Here is a 15371-nt window from a genome sequence, read left to right as displayed (position 1 = left end):
GAGGGGTGACGCCGGGCGGGGGCAGATAGCCTTCGTACTGACGAATGCAGATACAACGAAACAAGCAATCATCCAGACCTTTAAAATTATATTTTAGGAGGAAACCAAATGTTAGCAAATGCAATCAAGAAGAGATTAAGTAAAGAGGAAGGCCAGAAGGGCTTCACGCTGATCGAGTTATTGGCGGTTATCGTTATCTTGGGGATTATCGCGGTTATTGCGATTCCGTTGGTTGGAAATATTATTTCTAATGCTAAAGCAGATTCAGATGTTGCTACTGCTCGGCAGGTTTATGATGCTGCAAGATTATACATTGCAGGTGAGAAGGATGGGAAATTCAATACTACTCCAGCTACGAAAGTTTTTGTTAAAACTTTGCAGGAAAAGGGATATTTAGATAACGGTTTAAGTCTACCGAGCACAAAGGCCACTGTTACTGGTGGGGAAGTAATCTTCACAACAGCGGGTCAATTAGATTCCGTTACTTTAGCTCCAAAGCCACTTGGCTCCACATCTGATGCAGCTGTCAAGGTTAGTGAATCAGCAGCAGCGGTGGCTGGAGGCAGCTTTTCAGCTTCGCAGGTTTTGAAGTCAAGTACATCTACTGCAGCACCAACAACAAATCCTTAAAGATTATGTGAGTAATCCACGAAATCTTACTTAATTTATCTAGGAATCGGATCATTCCGGTTCCTTTTTTACAAATCACTTTACACAAAAGGAATGTACTATGACCATCGTTATAGCTGTTTACATCACGCTGCTCGGGCTAATACTAGGCTCTTTCTATAACGTTGTCGCATTGCGTGTGCCAGCCGGAGAATCTCTCAATCATCCTCCTTCGCACTGCACTGGTTGTGGAACGCGGCTGAAGCCGCGGGATTTGGTGCCGGTACTCAGCTGGTTGGCCAGCGGTGGTAAATGCAGGCATTGCGGTGCTAAAGTATCCATGCTGTACCCGCTAGGCGAGCTTGCGACTGGGCTACTGTTCCTGTGGTCCTATCTGGAGTTTGGCGTAAGCATTAGAGGTGTAACTGCGATCCTATTGTCGAGTCTGGCTGTTATTGTGACGGTGGCTGATCTCAAATATATGCTGATACCGAACAAAATCCTGCTGTTTTTCACACCATTCCTGCTAGTGCTAACTCTGTTGAATGTTGAAGGACCTTTATGGTTATCTCTTCTAGGTGCTGCTGTAGGTGGAGCGATCATTCTGCCCTTTGCCTGGTTCGGCGGAATGGGGATGGGTGATTTCAAGCTGTTCGCCTTGCTGGGACTGGTCATAGGGTTCCCTAATGTGCTGCTTGCCTTCTTCGCAGCATGTCTATTAGGTACACTGGTTGGCGGTACACTCCAATTGGCAGGTATCGCTAAGCGCGGTCAGCCCGTTCCCTTTGGTCCTTGGCTTGCTCTAGGTGCATTACTTGCTTACGGTTATGGTTCAGAGATTATCGGCGGGTATCTCTCGCTTATTCATTAGGAGGCTTATGGCTTATGCTTGGACTTCAGAACCCGGTGGCCGGTCTTGCGATTGAGCAGACGGGAATCCGCTATATCAGCTTTAAGAACAAAAAGTCATGGGAAGTACGCAAAAAGCGCTACCTTCCGCTCCCGCCAGGATTAATTGTTGAGAATCAGGTAGCCGATAGTGAAGCTCTCTTGGAAACGGTCAAGCACTGGGTAAAGGTTGAGAGACTGCGCGGTAAACGGATCTCGCTGTCGATTCCGCCATCGCAGATCATCATCCGTAAAATGAGTATTCCCAGCGCTAATCCGAAGCAAGTAGAGCAGCTTGTTAAGCTGGAAGTAGAGACGGGGATGCATCTGCCCTTTGAAAGCCCTGTTTATGATTATGTCACGATTGATGTGGATGAGGAGAACAGTCATCTCTTGGTGTTCGCTGCCCCCCGGAAGCCGATCCAAGATTATATTGATGTGCTTGAAGGAGCGGGTCTGCGCGTAGGCACGGTGGAGATTGCAGCAACTGCACTTGCCCGTAGCTTGACTATTGGCCGGAAGGCAGAGTTTGAGGATACGATGCTTATTAACATCGAGCAGAATGTCCTTGACGTATATATGTTCCGTAGTGGTAATCCAGTGTTTATTCGAACCATTAATCAAATGGATTTGAATAGCGGCGTACAGCCCTCTACACAAGCTGGGATAGACTATGTCAGAGAAGCTGCGGCTACGTCGACTAGTCTGGCCGGTGGTTTACTTGCGCCTGGGCGGATGCTGGAGATTACCGCTGAAATCTCGCGCATGCTGAACTTTTATCAATACAGTCTTCATGACGGAAGCACAAGAATTCAAAGCGTCCTGATTACAGGCCCCCTTCAGATTCGCAACCAGCTGCTTGAGGAGCTGCAACAATCCTTGACGGAGCTTGAGGTAGCAACGATAGGACTGGAAGATGTCATGGGTGACAGTACTCCTGATCTGGAGTTGAATGATTATCGTATAGCTGCCGGGGCAGCCCTGCAGGATAGTAATACCCTTGCCGTTAACCTGCTGCCGCGGGAAGACCGTGAGGCCTTGCTTTTCCCATATGTTGCTGTCGCTCTTGTTGGAATATGGCTGGTCGGTGCGGTAGGGGTTGGTATATTCTTTGCAACGAATAAAGGGCAGATCGCAGAGAACGAGCAACAAATACAGGGTGCCCAGGACCGCTCGCTGATGCTTCAAAGCGAACTCGCCAAGATCAATGGAAGTTCCGGGATTCTGAATAGAAAAGCTGCAGTGGATGAAATTCTCGCATATAGGACAATTATTGTACCTGTATTGAATGAGCTATCCGCGGGGTTGCCGCAGGATAGCTTGCTGCGAAGTATAAACTATACGTATCATGATTCCATCGATCTCACGTTAAGAGTGCCGAGTATGGAAGCTTCCTCGATGTATTTGGCCAATCTGCGCAAAATGTCCTTCACCAAGGGTGCCGAAATTCAGAAGCTGACAGAAGGGGATACCACCGTACAGTCCGGTTCGGTCTCAGGGTACGGTACGTATACTGCTGTTTATCATGTGAGCTTACTAAAAACGAAGACTAACGATACAACTGGAATAGACCAACAGGCAGCGTCAGGGGAGGGGGATGGCAATGGAACAAATTAATAAATACAGGTCACCTATTACATTGGGCGTGCTTATCCTGTTTTTGTTGCTATTCGCCTTCTTCATGCTTGGTCTACAGCCTACCAGCCGAACTGTCAAAGATCAGGAATCTGAGCTGAGCCAGTTGAATGAACAGAATAGCCTGCTTGAGAGCAAAATTGATGAACGCAAGAACGACACCTCACAGCAAGCCGAAGAGGCTGCACTGCTCACCCAGCTTCCGAAAGGTGACAACAGTGAACAAATGATTCTGGATCTGCGCTCTATCGGATCAGTATCCGGGGCGAAGCTAAAGGATGTCAATTTCAGTATAGGTCAAGAGAATCCGATTCAGACAATGACAGGTTCAGGTACGGCGGTATACCCCACGGTCAAGCCGCTCACTATGACGGCTGTAGTCGAGGGGGATTATTCGAGTATCAGTAATTGGCTGAGCGCACTGCAACAGCTGCCCCGCGTAGTGAATGTCGATACATTAACCTTTCAGCGGTCCTCGGACGGCGGGGGTGCAGGAGGAACTTCCAGTATTATCACGGCGAATGTCTCGTTTACAGCCTACTTCGAGGATGCCGAGAGTGCGGAAGGTGAAGCTCCAACAGCTGCTGATGTGAATCCTGCACCAATCTCGATGAGCGAAAATAACTAGCCGTTAATTTATAAGCAACTCCGCTTCCTCTTTATGGGGAACGGAGTTTTTTTACGCATTTCCCCCATTACCCGTTTATACCCCCGGGTGGTTTGGGTATTACAGCTTACGGGCTATTGTAATGTTATACAGTACTTATCGCAGCAGCTTAGTCTGAAGTACGCTTCAGGCTACCACACAGGAATACGAGGAGGCGTTCAAGATGAAGAACAAAAAATGGATGATCGGTTCACTGGCATTATCACTGGGTCTTGTCTCTGCAGGGGGCGGAGCGCTTGCGGCTTCACCGGTGGCAAGCATTGAGGGCGTAAGAACGGTTGCGGCGTCTGCACCGGGCAAGGAAGGGCCGGCGACCATTAACAATCTCACTGAACGGAGTGTTGTTCCGCTGGTGGTTCATGCCAAAAAGCTATATACGTATGCCAGCCGGGGAGGTAATGTATTCAACCCGGAGCTGTTCACTTATAAAGCACAGGAGTACCGCTATCTGTCCAGTGATCTGGGCTCGAAGCAGCAGCTGATGAGCTATATCAAGAAAGGGTTCACGCATAATGCGGCCGCTTTCTACGCACAGACACAGTTCCTGGAGCATGAGGGACGAATGGCGCAGGTCAATTCCGATCTGGGCAACTCACTGGATTTCACCAGAGCGACTGCACGGATGATCTCCAAGACTGCACAGGCGGCAGTATTCGAGCTGACTGTACCTGCTGAAGGAGCGAACGGGTCTTCCGAAGTTGTTACAGTGAAGCTGAAGAAGGTGAACGGTTACTGGAGAATTGATATGTCGCCGGATACTTTGTTCTAGACAGAGGCTTCAGTCCGTCTAACACTTCATAAAGAACGGCTGTGCCGACCTTATCATAAGGAGGGCACAGCCGTTTCTGCTTGCTATACATTTTGAGGAAAATGGAAGTTAACGCACCTTCACGCCGTCCTCGACGAGCTGTCTGCGCGGGGATTCGGGCTGATCGGATTTGCTCATCCCGCCGCGGTTGATGGCGATAACACGTTTCTGGGCGTAATAGGTATCGCGGGAGAGCAGGTTTCTTTCTACGGCTTTACCATCTACGTGGCGGGTAATGTAAGTTTCAACTACATAGCCGGTTTTGCCGGCAAGCAGTACCCGGGTTCCGCCCTTGGGGAGCGAGGCATCGCTCACATATTTATCTGTGGGGGGCAGCACCTCGACGGTTCTGGATTCAACGGAATAGGTGACGTTCTTCGGGAACGTGCCGAACAGCTTAATGGTCAGCGTGCGCCCCTGGACTTCGGATTTGATGATCAGATATTTGCCGGTGTTGTTGCGGAAGCGGAAATTAATATACCCCTCGGCAAAAGTGGCGTCCTGCCCCTTGGGCAGATAGCTGACCGGAAGCGAGTGGTTGCGCCGCTCTACAATCTCAAGCCCGGAGCGCAGCGCGGCATTATACAGGGTGCTGGAGACCTGGCAGATCCCCCCGCCCGTGCCGGGCTGGAGCTTGCCGTTCACGATGACCGGGGCTTCGCGGAAGCCGTATTCGGTCTGGGCCTTTTGGATTGCTTTTCCGTAATCAAAAACCGCATTCGGCGGCAGCACCGTGCCGTTTACAGCTTTGGCGGCCGCCTCCACATTGAAGCTGCGCCCGGGGCCGCTGGCCCCGAGGGAGGTGCTGAACTGGACGATTTTGCGATCGATGCCCTGATCCTTGAGTGCCTGTAGTGTGATCTTCGGCTGCTTGACGGCAAGGGGAACCTCCAGCTGAATCTGCTGATCCTGAAGTGTGCCGTCAGCGGCCAACCGGGTGGGCACCGCCGCCTGCATCGCAAGCTCCAGCGCCTGCCAGTCCACCTCGTAGGAGGAGGTGCCCGGCGTATAGACGACCCGGTCATCTCCGGTGATCCGCCGGACCGCATCGACCGGAACGCCGAAGGAGGCTTTTTCCCATTCGGGATTCAAAAGACTTCTGAGCTGCGCAGTCTGCAGCTGAATCTCCATATTCCAGCTGCCGGACCAGCTGCGCCGGGCTTGTACCCGCTCCATCAGCGTGCCGTCCGTCAGCGTCTTCAGCGCCTGGAGGAAGTCCCCGGCCTCATAGGTCACACCTGCCTGCTTAAGGGTAACCTTGCGTCCGGCATTATTTTTTGCCTTCAGCATGAGTGGAGTGGCTTCCAGCGCCTGAAGTCTTGCATCCATTCCGGCCGCTACGTCAGCGATGTTCATTCCGCCAACCTCCCAGCCAGCGATAACGGTGTTTGCAGGTAGGGCAGGTTGGGTCCCGTATAGATGAAGTCCTCCGGCAGCCAGCGAACCGGCCAGCATCAGACCGAAACCCGCGATGAGAGCGGCGTGTATTTTTTTCATAAATAATCTCTCCTTCTATGGGGGCGAAACCTGATGTTTTTATGTATATGTAAGGATTCGGTAAAACTTTCGGGTACTCAAGGGGTTATGGATTTGTTACAATAGATACGCCTGCGATAATCATGCAGTTTATGGAAGCTCCCCCGGCCCGGTGGCCCGGCGGAAGATGTCAGAATCGGGAAGTGAGAAAATGATTGAGATGCAGGATGTATGGAAGACCTATGCTAACGGGACCCATGCATTGCAGGGAATATCGGTCAAAATCGACCGCAATGAGTTCGTCTACATTGTCGGACCGTCCGGCGCAGGGAAATCAACGTTCATGAAATTAATTTATAGAGAAGAAACGCCGACCAAAGGACAGATCTCTGTAGGCGGGTTCAATATCGGCAAGCTGAAGCCCCGTAAGATCCCTTATGTGCGCCGCAATATCGGTGTGGTCTTTCAGGATTTCCGGCTGCTGCCGAAGATGACGGCGTATGAGAATGTGGCTTTTGCGATGGATGTTATTGAGGCGCCGAAGAAGATTATCAAGAAGCGTGTGAATGAAGTGCTCGATCTGGTGGGACTGCGCAGCAAGGCGGGGCGTGAGCCCTCACAGCTCTCAGGGGGGGAGCAGCAGCGTATCGCGATTGCCAGAGCCATCGTCAACAATCCTTCCGTTATTATTGCGGACGAGCCTACCGGCAATCTGGACCCGGAGACCTCGTGGGGCATTATGCAGCTGCTGGATGAGATTAATTTTCGCGGTACCACGATCGTTATGGCGACCCACAACCGGGATATTGTGAACAAAATGCGCAAACGGGTGCTAGCGATTGAGAATGGAACGATCGTCAGAGACCAATTGAGAGGGGAATACGGTTATGAGTTTTAAAACCTTCTTGCGGCATTTGCGGGAAGGCTTCAAAAACGTATTCCGCAACGGCTGGATGTCGGTGGCGTCCATCACTTCCATCGTTGTCTCTCTCTTCGTACTCGGAGTGTTCATCCTGCTGGTGCTCAACGTCAATCAAATTGCGGACAAAGCAGACAGCCAGGTGCAGATCAATGTGCATCTGACGCTGAATACGGACCAGAAGATGCGGGAGAAGCTGGAAAACGAAATCGGCAATATGCCGGAAGTCAGCAAGGTGGAGTTCGTCTCCAAAGAACAGGGCTTGAAGGAATTCCGTGAAGATATGGGGCCGGATGCCGCCGAGCTCCTGGAAGGCTTCGATGAAGACAATAATCCGCTGCCGGACAAGCTGCTCGTTGAAGTGATTGAGCCGACCACGGTTCCGTTTGTAGCGGAGAAGATAGAAGCACTGAACAAGACGCATGAAGAGCAGCCGATCTACAAGGTGAACTACGGTAAAGGCTCTGTGGAGACTTTATTCAAGGTGACCAAGGCGGTGCGGAATATCGGGTTTATTTTTGTAGCAGGACTGGCGCTGATGTCGATGTTCCTGATCTCGAATACTATCCGGGTAACGATCCTCGCCCGCCGCAAGGAAATCGGCATTATGAAGCTCGTGGGAGCAACGAATTATTTCATCCGCTGGCCCTTCTTTATCGAAGGTGCTCTGATCGGATTGATCGGTTCAGTGGTAACCTCGGGTGCGCTCTACGCCGGTTACAGCAGTCTGGTGGCTTCCGTGAAGGGAGATCCGATGCTGGGGCTGCAGCTGATTCCATTCGAGGATATCTGGTTGCTGCTATGCGGGCTGCTGGTGGGCCTCGGGGTGCTGATTGGCGTATGGGGCAGCACGGTGTCGATCCGCAAGTTCTTGAAGGTATAGCCTGTATTATTCACATTATTGAACAAAGGACGGAGAGTGCAAGTTGAAAAGAATTGCTGCCGGAATGGCCGTAATATTGCTGGCTGTCACAATGTTCGGGCCCTCTGACGGGTATGCGAAGAAAACAAGCGTTGCCGAAATCGATAAGCAGCTGAAGCAGCTGCAGCAGGAGGTCCAGGCGGCCAAGGCGGCGCAGGAGAAGGCGGACTCCCGTAATCAGGAGGCTAAGCACTATAAGAATAAGACCACGCTGAATCTCGACTATGTGCTGGGGCAGATTGCCCAGGTGAAGGGTGAGATGACCACGATATCCGGCAAAATTGCCAGCACGGAGAAGTCGCTTACCGTGACAGCAACGGAGCTGGATGATGCTGAGGCGCGCGTGGCCTCCCGTGAAAAGCTGCTGGAATCCCGTGTCCGTCTTATGTACACGGATGGCGCGGTCTCCTATCTGGATGTACTGCTGTCCTCCACCAGCTTCTCTGATTTTTTGGACCGGGCCGATTCCCTGAAGATGATCGTGGATCAGGATCAGGATCTGCTGGTGCAGCATAAGCTGGACAAGCAGACGGTGATTGCCAAGAAGCAGGAGCTGGAAGGGCAATATGCAACGGCGAAGCAGCTGTATACCGATCTGGAAGCCCAGCGCAGTATGCTGAAGGAGAAGGAAGCGGAGAAGCAGGAGCTGATCGCTTATTATGATGAGGAGATTGAGAATTCGGAGGTCATCTCTGCTGAACAGGATGCCAAGCTGGTAGAGCTGGCTAGCAGCCGCTCTGCGCTTGAAGCGCAGAAGGACAAGCTTAAGGCGGAGGAAGCAGCGCGCAGAGCGGCAGCCGCGAAGGCTGAGGCGCAGCGCCGTGCGGCATTAGCCGCAGCCAAGGCGGCGGAGAAGGCGAAGGCCTCCAAGTCTTCCGGCGGCGACAGCTCCTCCGTTGCGAGCGCAGAAGATTATTCGGGCGGAGACGGTCCTTACCTGCGGCCGGTGGGCTACGCGCGGATCTCTTCTCCTTTTGGCTACCGGACCCATCCGGTGACGCATGAAGTCGGCAAGCTGCATACCGGTATAGACTTTGCCGTGCCGCAGGGTACGAGTATCCATGCGGCGGATTCCGGTACAGTTGTGTTAGCGCAGTGGTATAGCGGTTACGGATACTGTGTCATTATTGATCATGGCGGCGGGGTATGGACGCTGTACGGACACATCCGCGAGGGCGGTATCAAGGTGAGCCAGGGACAACGGGTGGAGCGCGGACAGACGATCGCCGAATCCGGCTCAACGGGACGTTCTACCGGCCCGCATCTGCATTTTGAAGTGCGGATCAACGGGAAACCGGTCAATCCTATGCCTTATCTGTAAGTGGACTAAGCGGATAAATTATAAGTTTGGCTGAATTGATAAATATATTTTCATGCTGCGGCATATACTGGAAGAGATGCCGTTTCTCATGGAACGGGCCCATGCTGGTGTTAAGATGGACAAGAAGGGACGGTGGGAACATCATGTTAAAGAAAAGCACTGCGGCCTTTATGATCGTTGCGGCACTGCTGTGCGGCAGTCTGCTGACCCTGGGCGTGACCGGTTATGTACAGGTATTCGGACAAGCCGCAGGTGAAGGGCTGGCAACGGTCCTGCAGACTGCCGGACTACAGGAGAAGGAATCGAAGAAGCTGGGTACCGCTCTTAGCCTGATCGAGAGCAATTATTATGAGAAGGTCGACCGGGAGAAGCTGATTGACGGTGCGGTCAACGGAATGATGGAAGCACTGGGCGACCCGTATTCGAACTACATGGGCAAGGAGACGGCACAGCGGTTCGAGGAGAGCATTGAAGGCTCCTTCTCGGGGATTGGCGCTGAAGTCTCCTCCGACAACGGCAAGGTCGTTGTAGTCTCCCCTATCAAGGGCTCACCGGCAGAGAAGGCCGGTATTCAAGCCAAGGATGTGATCCTCTCCGTGAACGGTGAATCGCTGGAAGGGCTGGAGCTGAATGCGGCTGTAGCCAAAATCCGCGGTCCCAAGGGCAGCAAGGCGACCCTGAAGGTCCAGCGGACCGGAACAGCAGAGCCGCTGCAATTCGTCATCACTCGTGATGATGTCAGACTGGAGACGGTCTATGCGAAAATGGAGAAGGAGCATGTCGGTGTGATCGAGGTTACGCAGTTCTCACAGAACACCTCGGAGCGGTTCAAGGAAGAGCTGACGAAGCTGGAGAAGCAGGGCATGAAGGGACTCGTTATTGATGTCCGCAATGACCCGGGCGGTGTGTTGCCGGTCGTCATTGAGATGGTTGAGCAGTTCGTTCCTTCCGGCAAAGCCATCGTACAGGTGGAGGACAAGAACAAGCGGCGCGAGGTCAGCACCTCGAAGGGATCAAGCAAAAAGTATCCGGTAGTCGTGCTGATGAACAAGGGCAGCGCGAGCGCTTCGGAGATCATGGCCGGAGCCCTGCAGCAATCTGCCGGAGCCAAGCTGATCGGGGAGAATTCGTTCGGTAAAGGCACCGTGCAGACCAGCTTCGAGGAGCAGCTCGGTGACGGAAGCCTGCTGAAGATTACGATTGCTAAGTGGCTGACGCCAGACGGCACCTGGATTCACGGCAAGGGCATTAAGCCGGATATCGCCGTAGCCCAGCCGGATTACTTCTCGGTGGCGCCGATTAACAAGAGCGTTACGCTGCAATATAATATGAACAATGCAGATGTCAAAAGTGCGCAGACCATGCTGGATGGGCTAGGCTACAAGCCGGGCCGCAAGGACGGCTATTTCGATGCCGGGACCAAAGAAGCGGTCAAGAAATTCCAGAGCGCAGCCAAGCTGAAATCGACAGGCTCGATTGATGCCAAGACCGCGGAAGCGCTGGAGCTGGCGCTGATCAAGGTCATCCAGGATCCGGTGAATGACAATCAGCGGAATAAGGGGATCGAAGAAATTCAGAAGGAAATCAAGGCTGCGGCGTCGAACAAGTAAGAGGGCTGATTTCAGCCTTCTTTTTTTCTTTGAATGGGATATTATCATTTAATTCTGTTTTTAATTGTGGCCCGAATGTATGCGGAAAACAGCATACATTGTGCTGACGTGCAGGTGCATGGGCCAGATGTATGTGAAAAACAGCATACATTATGCTGGCGTGCAGGTGCATGGGCCAGATGTATGTGAAAAACAGCATACATTATGCTGGCGTGCAGATAATCCCTATTTGCTAATGGCTATGAAAAGGAGTGTGCGAACCGTTGAATGTACTCCCGGAGCTGCTGACCAGCTGGGGCACAGCAGTCCTTCATCTGCTGATTCAGCCCTATTACTATATCGCTATTCTATTTATTGCCCTATATTACCGCAGACAGGTGGCCCTGGAGCGGAAGCTTATTCATGTGAAGCTGCATAGCTGGGGACCGGAAACCTGGCGGACCGTGTGGACTGGCGGACTCATGGGACTGGTGGTCTCCCTTGCCGCTGTTGCACTGGGAGTATCAGTGACTTATATGGCTGTTGCCTGTATCTGGGTAGTAAGCCTTATCTTAATGCTGTTTCGGGTGCGTTACTTATGCTTTGCGTATGCCATAGGCGCGCTTGGAATCGTGCAGTTTGTGCTGTCGTTCTTCCCTGGGACGCTGCAGAGCGGAGCCGCCGGAACGGTTGCCGGTGCCGTGCGGGAGATGGACATCCCGGCGCTGCTGGCGCTGGCCGCGCTGCTTCACGTGGCCGAGGCGCTGCTGGCGCGCTGGCAGGGGACCCGGCTGGCGACGCCGTTGTTCCTTGCCGGCAAGCGCGGCAAGGTGGTGGGCGGCTATCAGCTGCAGGCCTTCTGGCCGCTGCCGCTGTTCGTGCTGATTCCCGCAGGCAGCGGAATCGGTGAACTACCGTGGCATCCGCTGCTGGGCGGGGGCCTCGGCCTGGTCTCGTTGCCGGTCATCATCGGCTTCAGCGAGATGACCCAGGGCATGCTGCCCGGACGCAAGGCGGCCCGGACGTTCGGACGGCTGCTGATTTACAGCGCCGTCCTGCTCGGTCTCAGCCTGCTTGCGGACCTATGGAGCCCGCTGACGGTTGTCGCGGCGCTCGCGGCTATCCTGCTGCACGAAGGGTTAAGCTGGTATAGCGCTCTGGAGGAGCGCAGCCTTAGCCCCATCTTCGTGCATCCCCCGGCCGGCCGCAAGGTGCTGGCCGTGCTGCAGGGCAGCCCCGCGCAGGAGCTGGGCATCCTGCCCGGCGAGATCTTGCTGAAGGTCAACGGGGTCCTGTTGACCAGCGCGGCGCAGCTGCATGAGGCGCTGCGCATGAACCCCGCGTTCTGCAAGCTGGAGGTGCAGAACCGCGAAGGCGAGAGCAAGTATCTGCAGCGCGCGATCTATGCGGGGGACCATCATCAGCTCGGCATCATTCTGGTGCCGGACCCGGACGGGGGCATCACCGCAGAGACCAAGCCGTCCAGCATCTTCAGCATCATCGGGATGCGGACAGGCATCCGGCAGCGGGGAGTGCAGGGCGACCGGCTGGGCCGGGCGAAGAAGACGCCGCCTGCGGAGGCCAAACAGACGTCGCCGGCAGAGGCTAAGCAGGAATCTGCCGGCGTCTGACGGATGATTATCAACGTAATTGGTTCCCCCAGCGGCTGCTGGTACGGAAGCTTAAAGAGGCCCGTTCTTTCTGAACTAAGTTCAGGGGGAACGGGCCTTTTATATTTGATAAGGAACTGATGTGAGGCACCTGGAGCGACAAACCGAATACAATACGCAACCATGGGGACTTGTGGACCTGATGTATGCGAAAAACCGAACACAATCGGTGCTGCTGTGAAGAGGGGAGCCTATGCTCCGCAGCCCGCAACATTGTAGAGAAATCCTGCAAGAAGTGCAGGAATACTGACCAATAGAAGCGGCCGAGGCTGAAATCCTGCATGAAATGCAACAAATCCAGCGATAAGTCACACTAAGCACCAGAATTCCTGCAAATGATGCAACAATGTACCCGTAGTCCGTAACATTTTTAGAAGAATCCTGCAAAATGTGCAACAATGCGATTCATACAAGCGATCCGTGAGAGGGAACTCTTAGAATTGGCGAGAGATAGCATTTCAGTGGCTCAATGGTTCCCCTGCGTACTCTTCAGATACAGAATCGCAATCTGTGTCCGGTCACGTACGCCGAGCTTGCTGAGGATGTCGGTGATATAGTTTTTGACGGTGCCTTCGCTCAGGAACAGCTTGGCGGCGATTTCCTTGTTGGTGAGTCCCTCTGCGATGGAGGTGACTACGGCCTGCTCGGACTTGGTCAGGCCATAGGAAGCAAGCGGCTGAGCCTCGGGGGCTTCCTGACGCGCGGATGGCTGGAGGAAGCCCGCCAGCTTGCGGGCAATCTCGGGATGAATGAGCATATTGCCCTCATGTACGGTCTTGATGCCTTGAATGATCCGGTCCGGCGGGATGTTCTTGAGCAGATATCCGCTGGCTCCGGCGCGCAGAGCCTCAATGATATACTCGTCATCATCGAAGGTGGTCAGCATCAGGACGGCTACGACCGGATAGGCTTCTTTGATCATCCGTGTGCCTTCCACCCCGTCACATTCCGGCATCCGGATATCCATGAGTACAACATCCGCTCCGCCGGGCAGCTCCCCCAGCAAGGAGAAAGCCTCCCGGCCATTCCCTGCGGTTCCGGCCACCTCGATACCGGCATCCAGCCCGATCAATACCTTCAGGCTCTCGCGGATAAAAGAATCATCGTCAACAATCAATACTCTAATCATGAATCAGCACCTCTTATCTGTGAATATACTCCCGCTGCCCGTCCCCGGCTAAGTTGATGAGTGTGTGGTTGGGGGATGTGGCATATGGGGAAGCTGTGGTATGGGTTACAGTTGGACAGCTGATAGTCTGGCCGATGCTGCGGCTCATGGCACAAGGATAGTTGGAGAACTGACTCGTCTGCCGATGTTATGATGGGGGAATATAGTTGGATTTTGAGCACTTGCTGATCAACGAGTGGCCTCTCTGGGGACAACAGTTGGACAAACAACACTTAATTGTTCCCAATCTGCCCCGCAGCAGTAAAATCATCGACAGTAGATGCTGTTTTTCCAACTAATACCCTGGAAACATCAGAAACTGTGAAATTAAGATACGTTTTTCCACTTGCTTCTGCCAGAGAGAGAGCAGTTCCCCCCAGATCCACAAGTTGTTAGCATATAACACCTGTATCTCGATCCGCCTTCCCATCAGTTCCCCGTCAGTTATATGTACGCTATGGCTATAGCCAGCTTCCCACAGCCCCACTCTCACGCCTACTCCCCCTTCAGCGCAGCAATCCCTCCGGCTGCCGATACACGGGCAGCCGTGTGATGACCGTGAACTGCGGCTGCAGTCGCAGCTCCAGCGTTCCGCCAATCAGGGCGCTGCGTTCGTGCATGCCTTTCAGGCCCATTCCGCCAGTATGGTGCAGCTTGTGCAGAGCCTCCTCCTCGGGCAGCTTCCCGTTATTGCCGGTCTCCATCCGCACCTCATGCTCCGTATAGGTGACCTCCACCCATACGGAGCTGGCCTGCCCGTGCCGCAGCGCATTGGTGATGGCCTCCCGGGCATTGGTGTACAGCACAACCTGAAGGCTCGGATAGAGCGGATAAGGAATCCCTTGCACCGTATAGGAGGTGGAAACACCTGTATCGCGGCCCACTTCTTCCAGCAGCCGGTCCAGCGCATAGGCTCCTTCAAGCTGCGGAGCAGGGTTAATCCGCTTCAGCGCCGCACGCATATCATCCATACTGCCCGAGAGCTGATCCCGGATCTGGTTCATCATCTGGAGTCCCGTTTCCGGTGCGGCAGGGAGGGTGTGGATGGCCGCTTCGGTCATCATCTTGACCCGGATCAGCCGGTGGCCGATGTCATCATGCAGCTGGCGGGCGATCCGCACACGTTCTTCTGCCTGCGCAGCCACCTCTATTTGCGAGGTGAACTGGAGGAGCCTTGCGCGGGCCTCTTCCAGCTCGAAATGCTTTTTGCGCAGCTCATCATAGAGGAATAAGGTATCGGCACGCCCGCGCCCTGTGCGGAGCAGCAGCAGATTCAAGCCGGCACAGAGCAGGAAGGTAAGGTTCGTGAACACAAGCACTGCCGGAGCACCATGAAGCAGGGCGGCATTCAGCAGGGCCAGATGAATACAGAAGAAGGTGAGGGCCGTATTCTTGGGCTGCCGCCGGGTATAGGAGATCACCGCAGACAAGGCCGGAAAAACCATCAGAGGCCCGTATTCGTAACAAAGCCAAGCGGTGAGGATCAGCTCCATGCCTCCGGTCAGAGTGTAGAGAGGCCTAGATTGCCTTGCACCCAGTGTGACCAGCAGCATCAGCAGCATGAAATGCAGAGTGAACCAGTCATAGTCCGCGAATTCATAGACTTGAATTGAGAGGATCGCCGGGATTATTAGCAGGCTGTAGCGCAGCAAAATCAGTTCTCTGGTCAAGTAAGCTCATCCTTTTAGATAAAATATCC

General features: G+C 53.6%; 14 protein-coding genes. 10 read left to right on the top strand and 4 right to left on the bottom strand.

Going from position 1 to position 15371, the window contains the following annotated elements; translation table 11 throughout:
• Positions 1 to 108: 108 nt before the first annotated feature.
• The 5 genes from J2Z70_RS00360 to J2Z70_RS00340 all read left to right on the top strand — a co-directional run bounded on the left by J2Z70_RS00360 (position 109) and on the right by J2Z70_RS00340 (position 4568).
• On the top strand, positions 109 to 630 hold the full coding sequence (locus tag J2Z70_RS00360; protein WP_209868374.1) for a type II secretion system protein: 522 nt from the start codon (positions 109 to 111) through the stop codon (positions 628 to 630).
• A 100-nt stretch (positions 631 to 730) separates the two neighbouring features.
• Positions 731 to 1480: a prepilin peptidase gene (locus J2Z70_RS00355; RefSeq protein ID WP_209868372.1), complete on the top strand. Its 750-nt coding sequence runs from the start codon at positions 731 to 733 to the stop codon at positions 1478 to 1480.
• Positions 1481 to 1494: 14 nt separating this feature from the next.
• Complete coding sequence (gene pilM, locus J2Z70_RS00350; RefSeq protein WP_209868370.1) at positions 1495 to 3114, top strand: pilus assembly protein PilM; 1620 nt, start codon at positions 1495 to 1497, stop codon at positions 3112 to 3114.
• Entirely contained in the window at positions 3101 to 3760 is a 660-nt protein-coding gene (gene pilO, locus J2Z70_RS00345; protein ID WP_209868368.1) for a type 4a pilus biogenesis protein PilO, read from the top strand. The genes pilM and pilO overlap by 14 nt, the downstream gene beginning before the upstream one ends.
• A 202-nt stretch (positions 3761 to 3962) precedes the next feature.
• On the top strand, positions 3963 to 4568 hold the full coding sequence (locus tag J2Z70_RS00340) for a DL-endopeptidase inhibitor IseA family protein (RefSeq protein WP_209868367.1): 606 nt from the start codon (positions 3963 to 3965) through the stop codon (positions 4566 to 4568).
• 108 nt (positions 4569 to 4676) lie between these two features.
• Here the strand turns inward: J2Z70_RS00340 and J2Z70_RS00335 are convergent, their stop codons facing one another.
• Entirely contained in the window at positions 4677 to 6104 is a 1428-nt protein-coding gene (locus tag J2Z70_RS00335; protein ID WP_209868365.1) for a VanW family protein, read from the bottom strand.
• A gap of 190 nt (positions 6105 to 6294) precedes the next feature.
• Here J2Z70_RS00335 and ftsE point away from each other — a divergent pair, with 190 nt between their 5' ends.
• From ftsE to J2Z70_RS00310, 5 genes are all read left to right on the top strand, one after another.
• Positions 6295 to 6981 carry a cell division ATP-binding protein FtsE gene (ftsE, locus tag J2Z70_RS00330; RefSeq protein WP_036721184.1) on the top strand — a complete coding sequence of 229 codons (687 nt, stop codon included), beginning with the start codon at positions 6295 to 6297 and terminating at the stop codon, positions 6979 to 6981.
• A complete protein-coding gene (ftsX, locus tag J2Z70_RS00325; RefSeq protein ID WP_036721183.1) occupies positions 6971 to 7885 on the top strand; it encodes a permease-like cell division protein FtsX in 915 nt (304 codons plus the stop codon). Before ftsE ends, ftsX begins: the two co-directional genes overlap by 11 nt.
• Before the next feature lie 43 nt (positions 7886 to 7928).
• Entirely contained in the window at positions 7929 to 9245 is a 1317-nt protein-coding gene (locus tag J2Z70_RS00320) for a murein hydrolase activator EnvC family protein (protein ID WP_209868363.1), read from the top strand.
• Positions 9246 to 9388: 143 nt separating this feature from the next.
• On the top strand, positions 9389 to 10855 hold the full coding sequence (locus J2Z70_RS00315) for a S41 family peptidase (RefSeq protein WP_209868361.1): 1467 nt from the start codon (positions 9389 to 9391) through the stop codon (positions 10853 to 10855).
• A 263-nt stretch (positions 10856 to 11118) separates the two neighbouring features.
• Positions 11119 to 12465: a PDZ domain-containing protein gene (locus J2Z70_RS00310; RefSeq protein WP_209868359.1), complete on the top strand. Its 1347-nt coding sequence runs from the start codon at positions 11119 to 11121 to the stop codon at positions 12463 to 12465.
• Between the two features lie 505 nt (positions 12466 to 12970).
• Here J2Z70_RS00310 and J2Z70_RS00305 read toward each other — a convergent pair.
• The 3 genes from J2Z70_RS00305 to J2Z70_RS00295 form a co-directional block, all read right to left on the bottom strand.
• Positions 12971 to 13633, bottom strand: coding sequence for a response regulator transcription factor (locus J2Z70_RS00305; protein WP_209868357.1), 663 nt, complete (start codon positions 13631 to 13633; stop codon positions 12971 to 12973).
• A gap of 272 nt (positions 13634 to 13905) precedes the next feature.
• On the bottom strand, positions 13906 to 14058 hold the full coding sequence (locus tag J2Z70_RS00300) for a hypothetical protein (protein WP_209868356.1): 153 nt from the start codon (positions 14056 to 14058) through the stop codon (positions 13906 to 13908).
• A 120-nt stretch (positions 14059 to 14178) separates the two neighbouring features.
• Positions 14179 to 15342, bottom strand: a complete 1164-nt coding sequence (locus tag J2Z70_RS00295; protein ID WP_209868354.1) for a sensor histidine kinase — start codon at positions 15340 to 15342, stop codon at positions 14179 to 14181.
• Positions 15343 to 15371 lie beyond the last annotated feature (29 nt).

This window comes from Paenibacillus silagei, assembly GCF_017874735.1.
GTDB classification, from domain to species: Bacteria; Bacillota; Bacilli; order Paenibacillales; family Paenibacillaceae; genus Paenibacillus_AQ; species Paenibacillus_AQ silagei.
This window is presented reverse-complemented; position numbering and strand designations above follow the sequence as displayed.

Coding starts and splice junctions, on each gene's coding strand:
- ftsE (WP_036721184.1), top strand. CDS start 6,295: ATGATTGAGATGCAGGATGTATGGAAGACCTATGCTAACGGGACCCAT.
- J2Z70_RS00360 (WP_209868374.1), top strand. CDS start 109: ATGTTAGCAAATGCAATCAAGAAGAGATTAAGTAAAGAGGAAGGCCAG.
- pilM (WP_209868370.1), top strand. CDS start 1,495: ATGCTTGGACTTCAGAACCCGGTGGCCGGTCTTGCGATTGAGCAGACG.
- J2Z70_RS00305 (WP_209868357.1), bottom strand. CDS start 13,633: ATGATTAGAGTATTGATTGTTGACGATGATTCTTTTATCCGCGAGAGC.
- pilO (WP_209868368.1), top strand. CDS start 3,101: ATGGAACAAATTAATAAATACAGGTCACCTATTACATTGGGCGTGCTT.
- J2Z70_RS00315 (WP_209868361.1), top strand. CDS start 9,389: ATGTTAAAGAAAAGCACTGCGGCCTTTATGATCGTTGCGGCACTGCTG.
- J2Z70_RS00340 (WP_209868367.1), top strand. CDS start 3,963: ATGAAGAACAAAAAATGGATGATCGGTTCACTGGCATTATCACTGGGT.
- J2Z70_RS00335 (WP_209868365.1), bottom strand. CDS start 6,104: ATGAAAAAAATACACGCCGCTCTCATCGCGGGTTTCGGTCTGATGCTG.
- ftsX (WP_036721183.1), top strand. CDS start 6,971: ATGAGTTTTAAAACCTTCTTGCGGCATTTGCGGGAAGGCTTCAAAAAC.
- J2Z70_RS00355 (WP_209868372.1), top strand. CDS start 731: ATGACCATCGTTATAGCTGTTTACATCACGCTGCTCGGGCTAATACTA.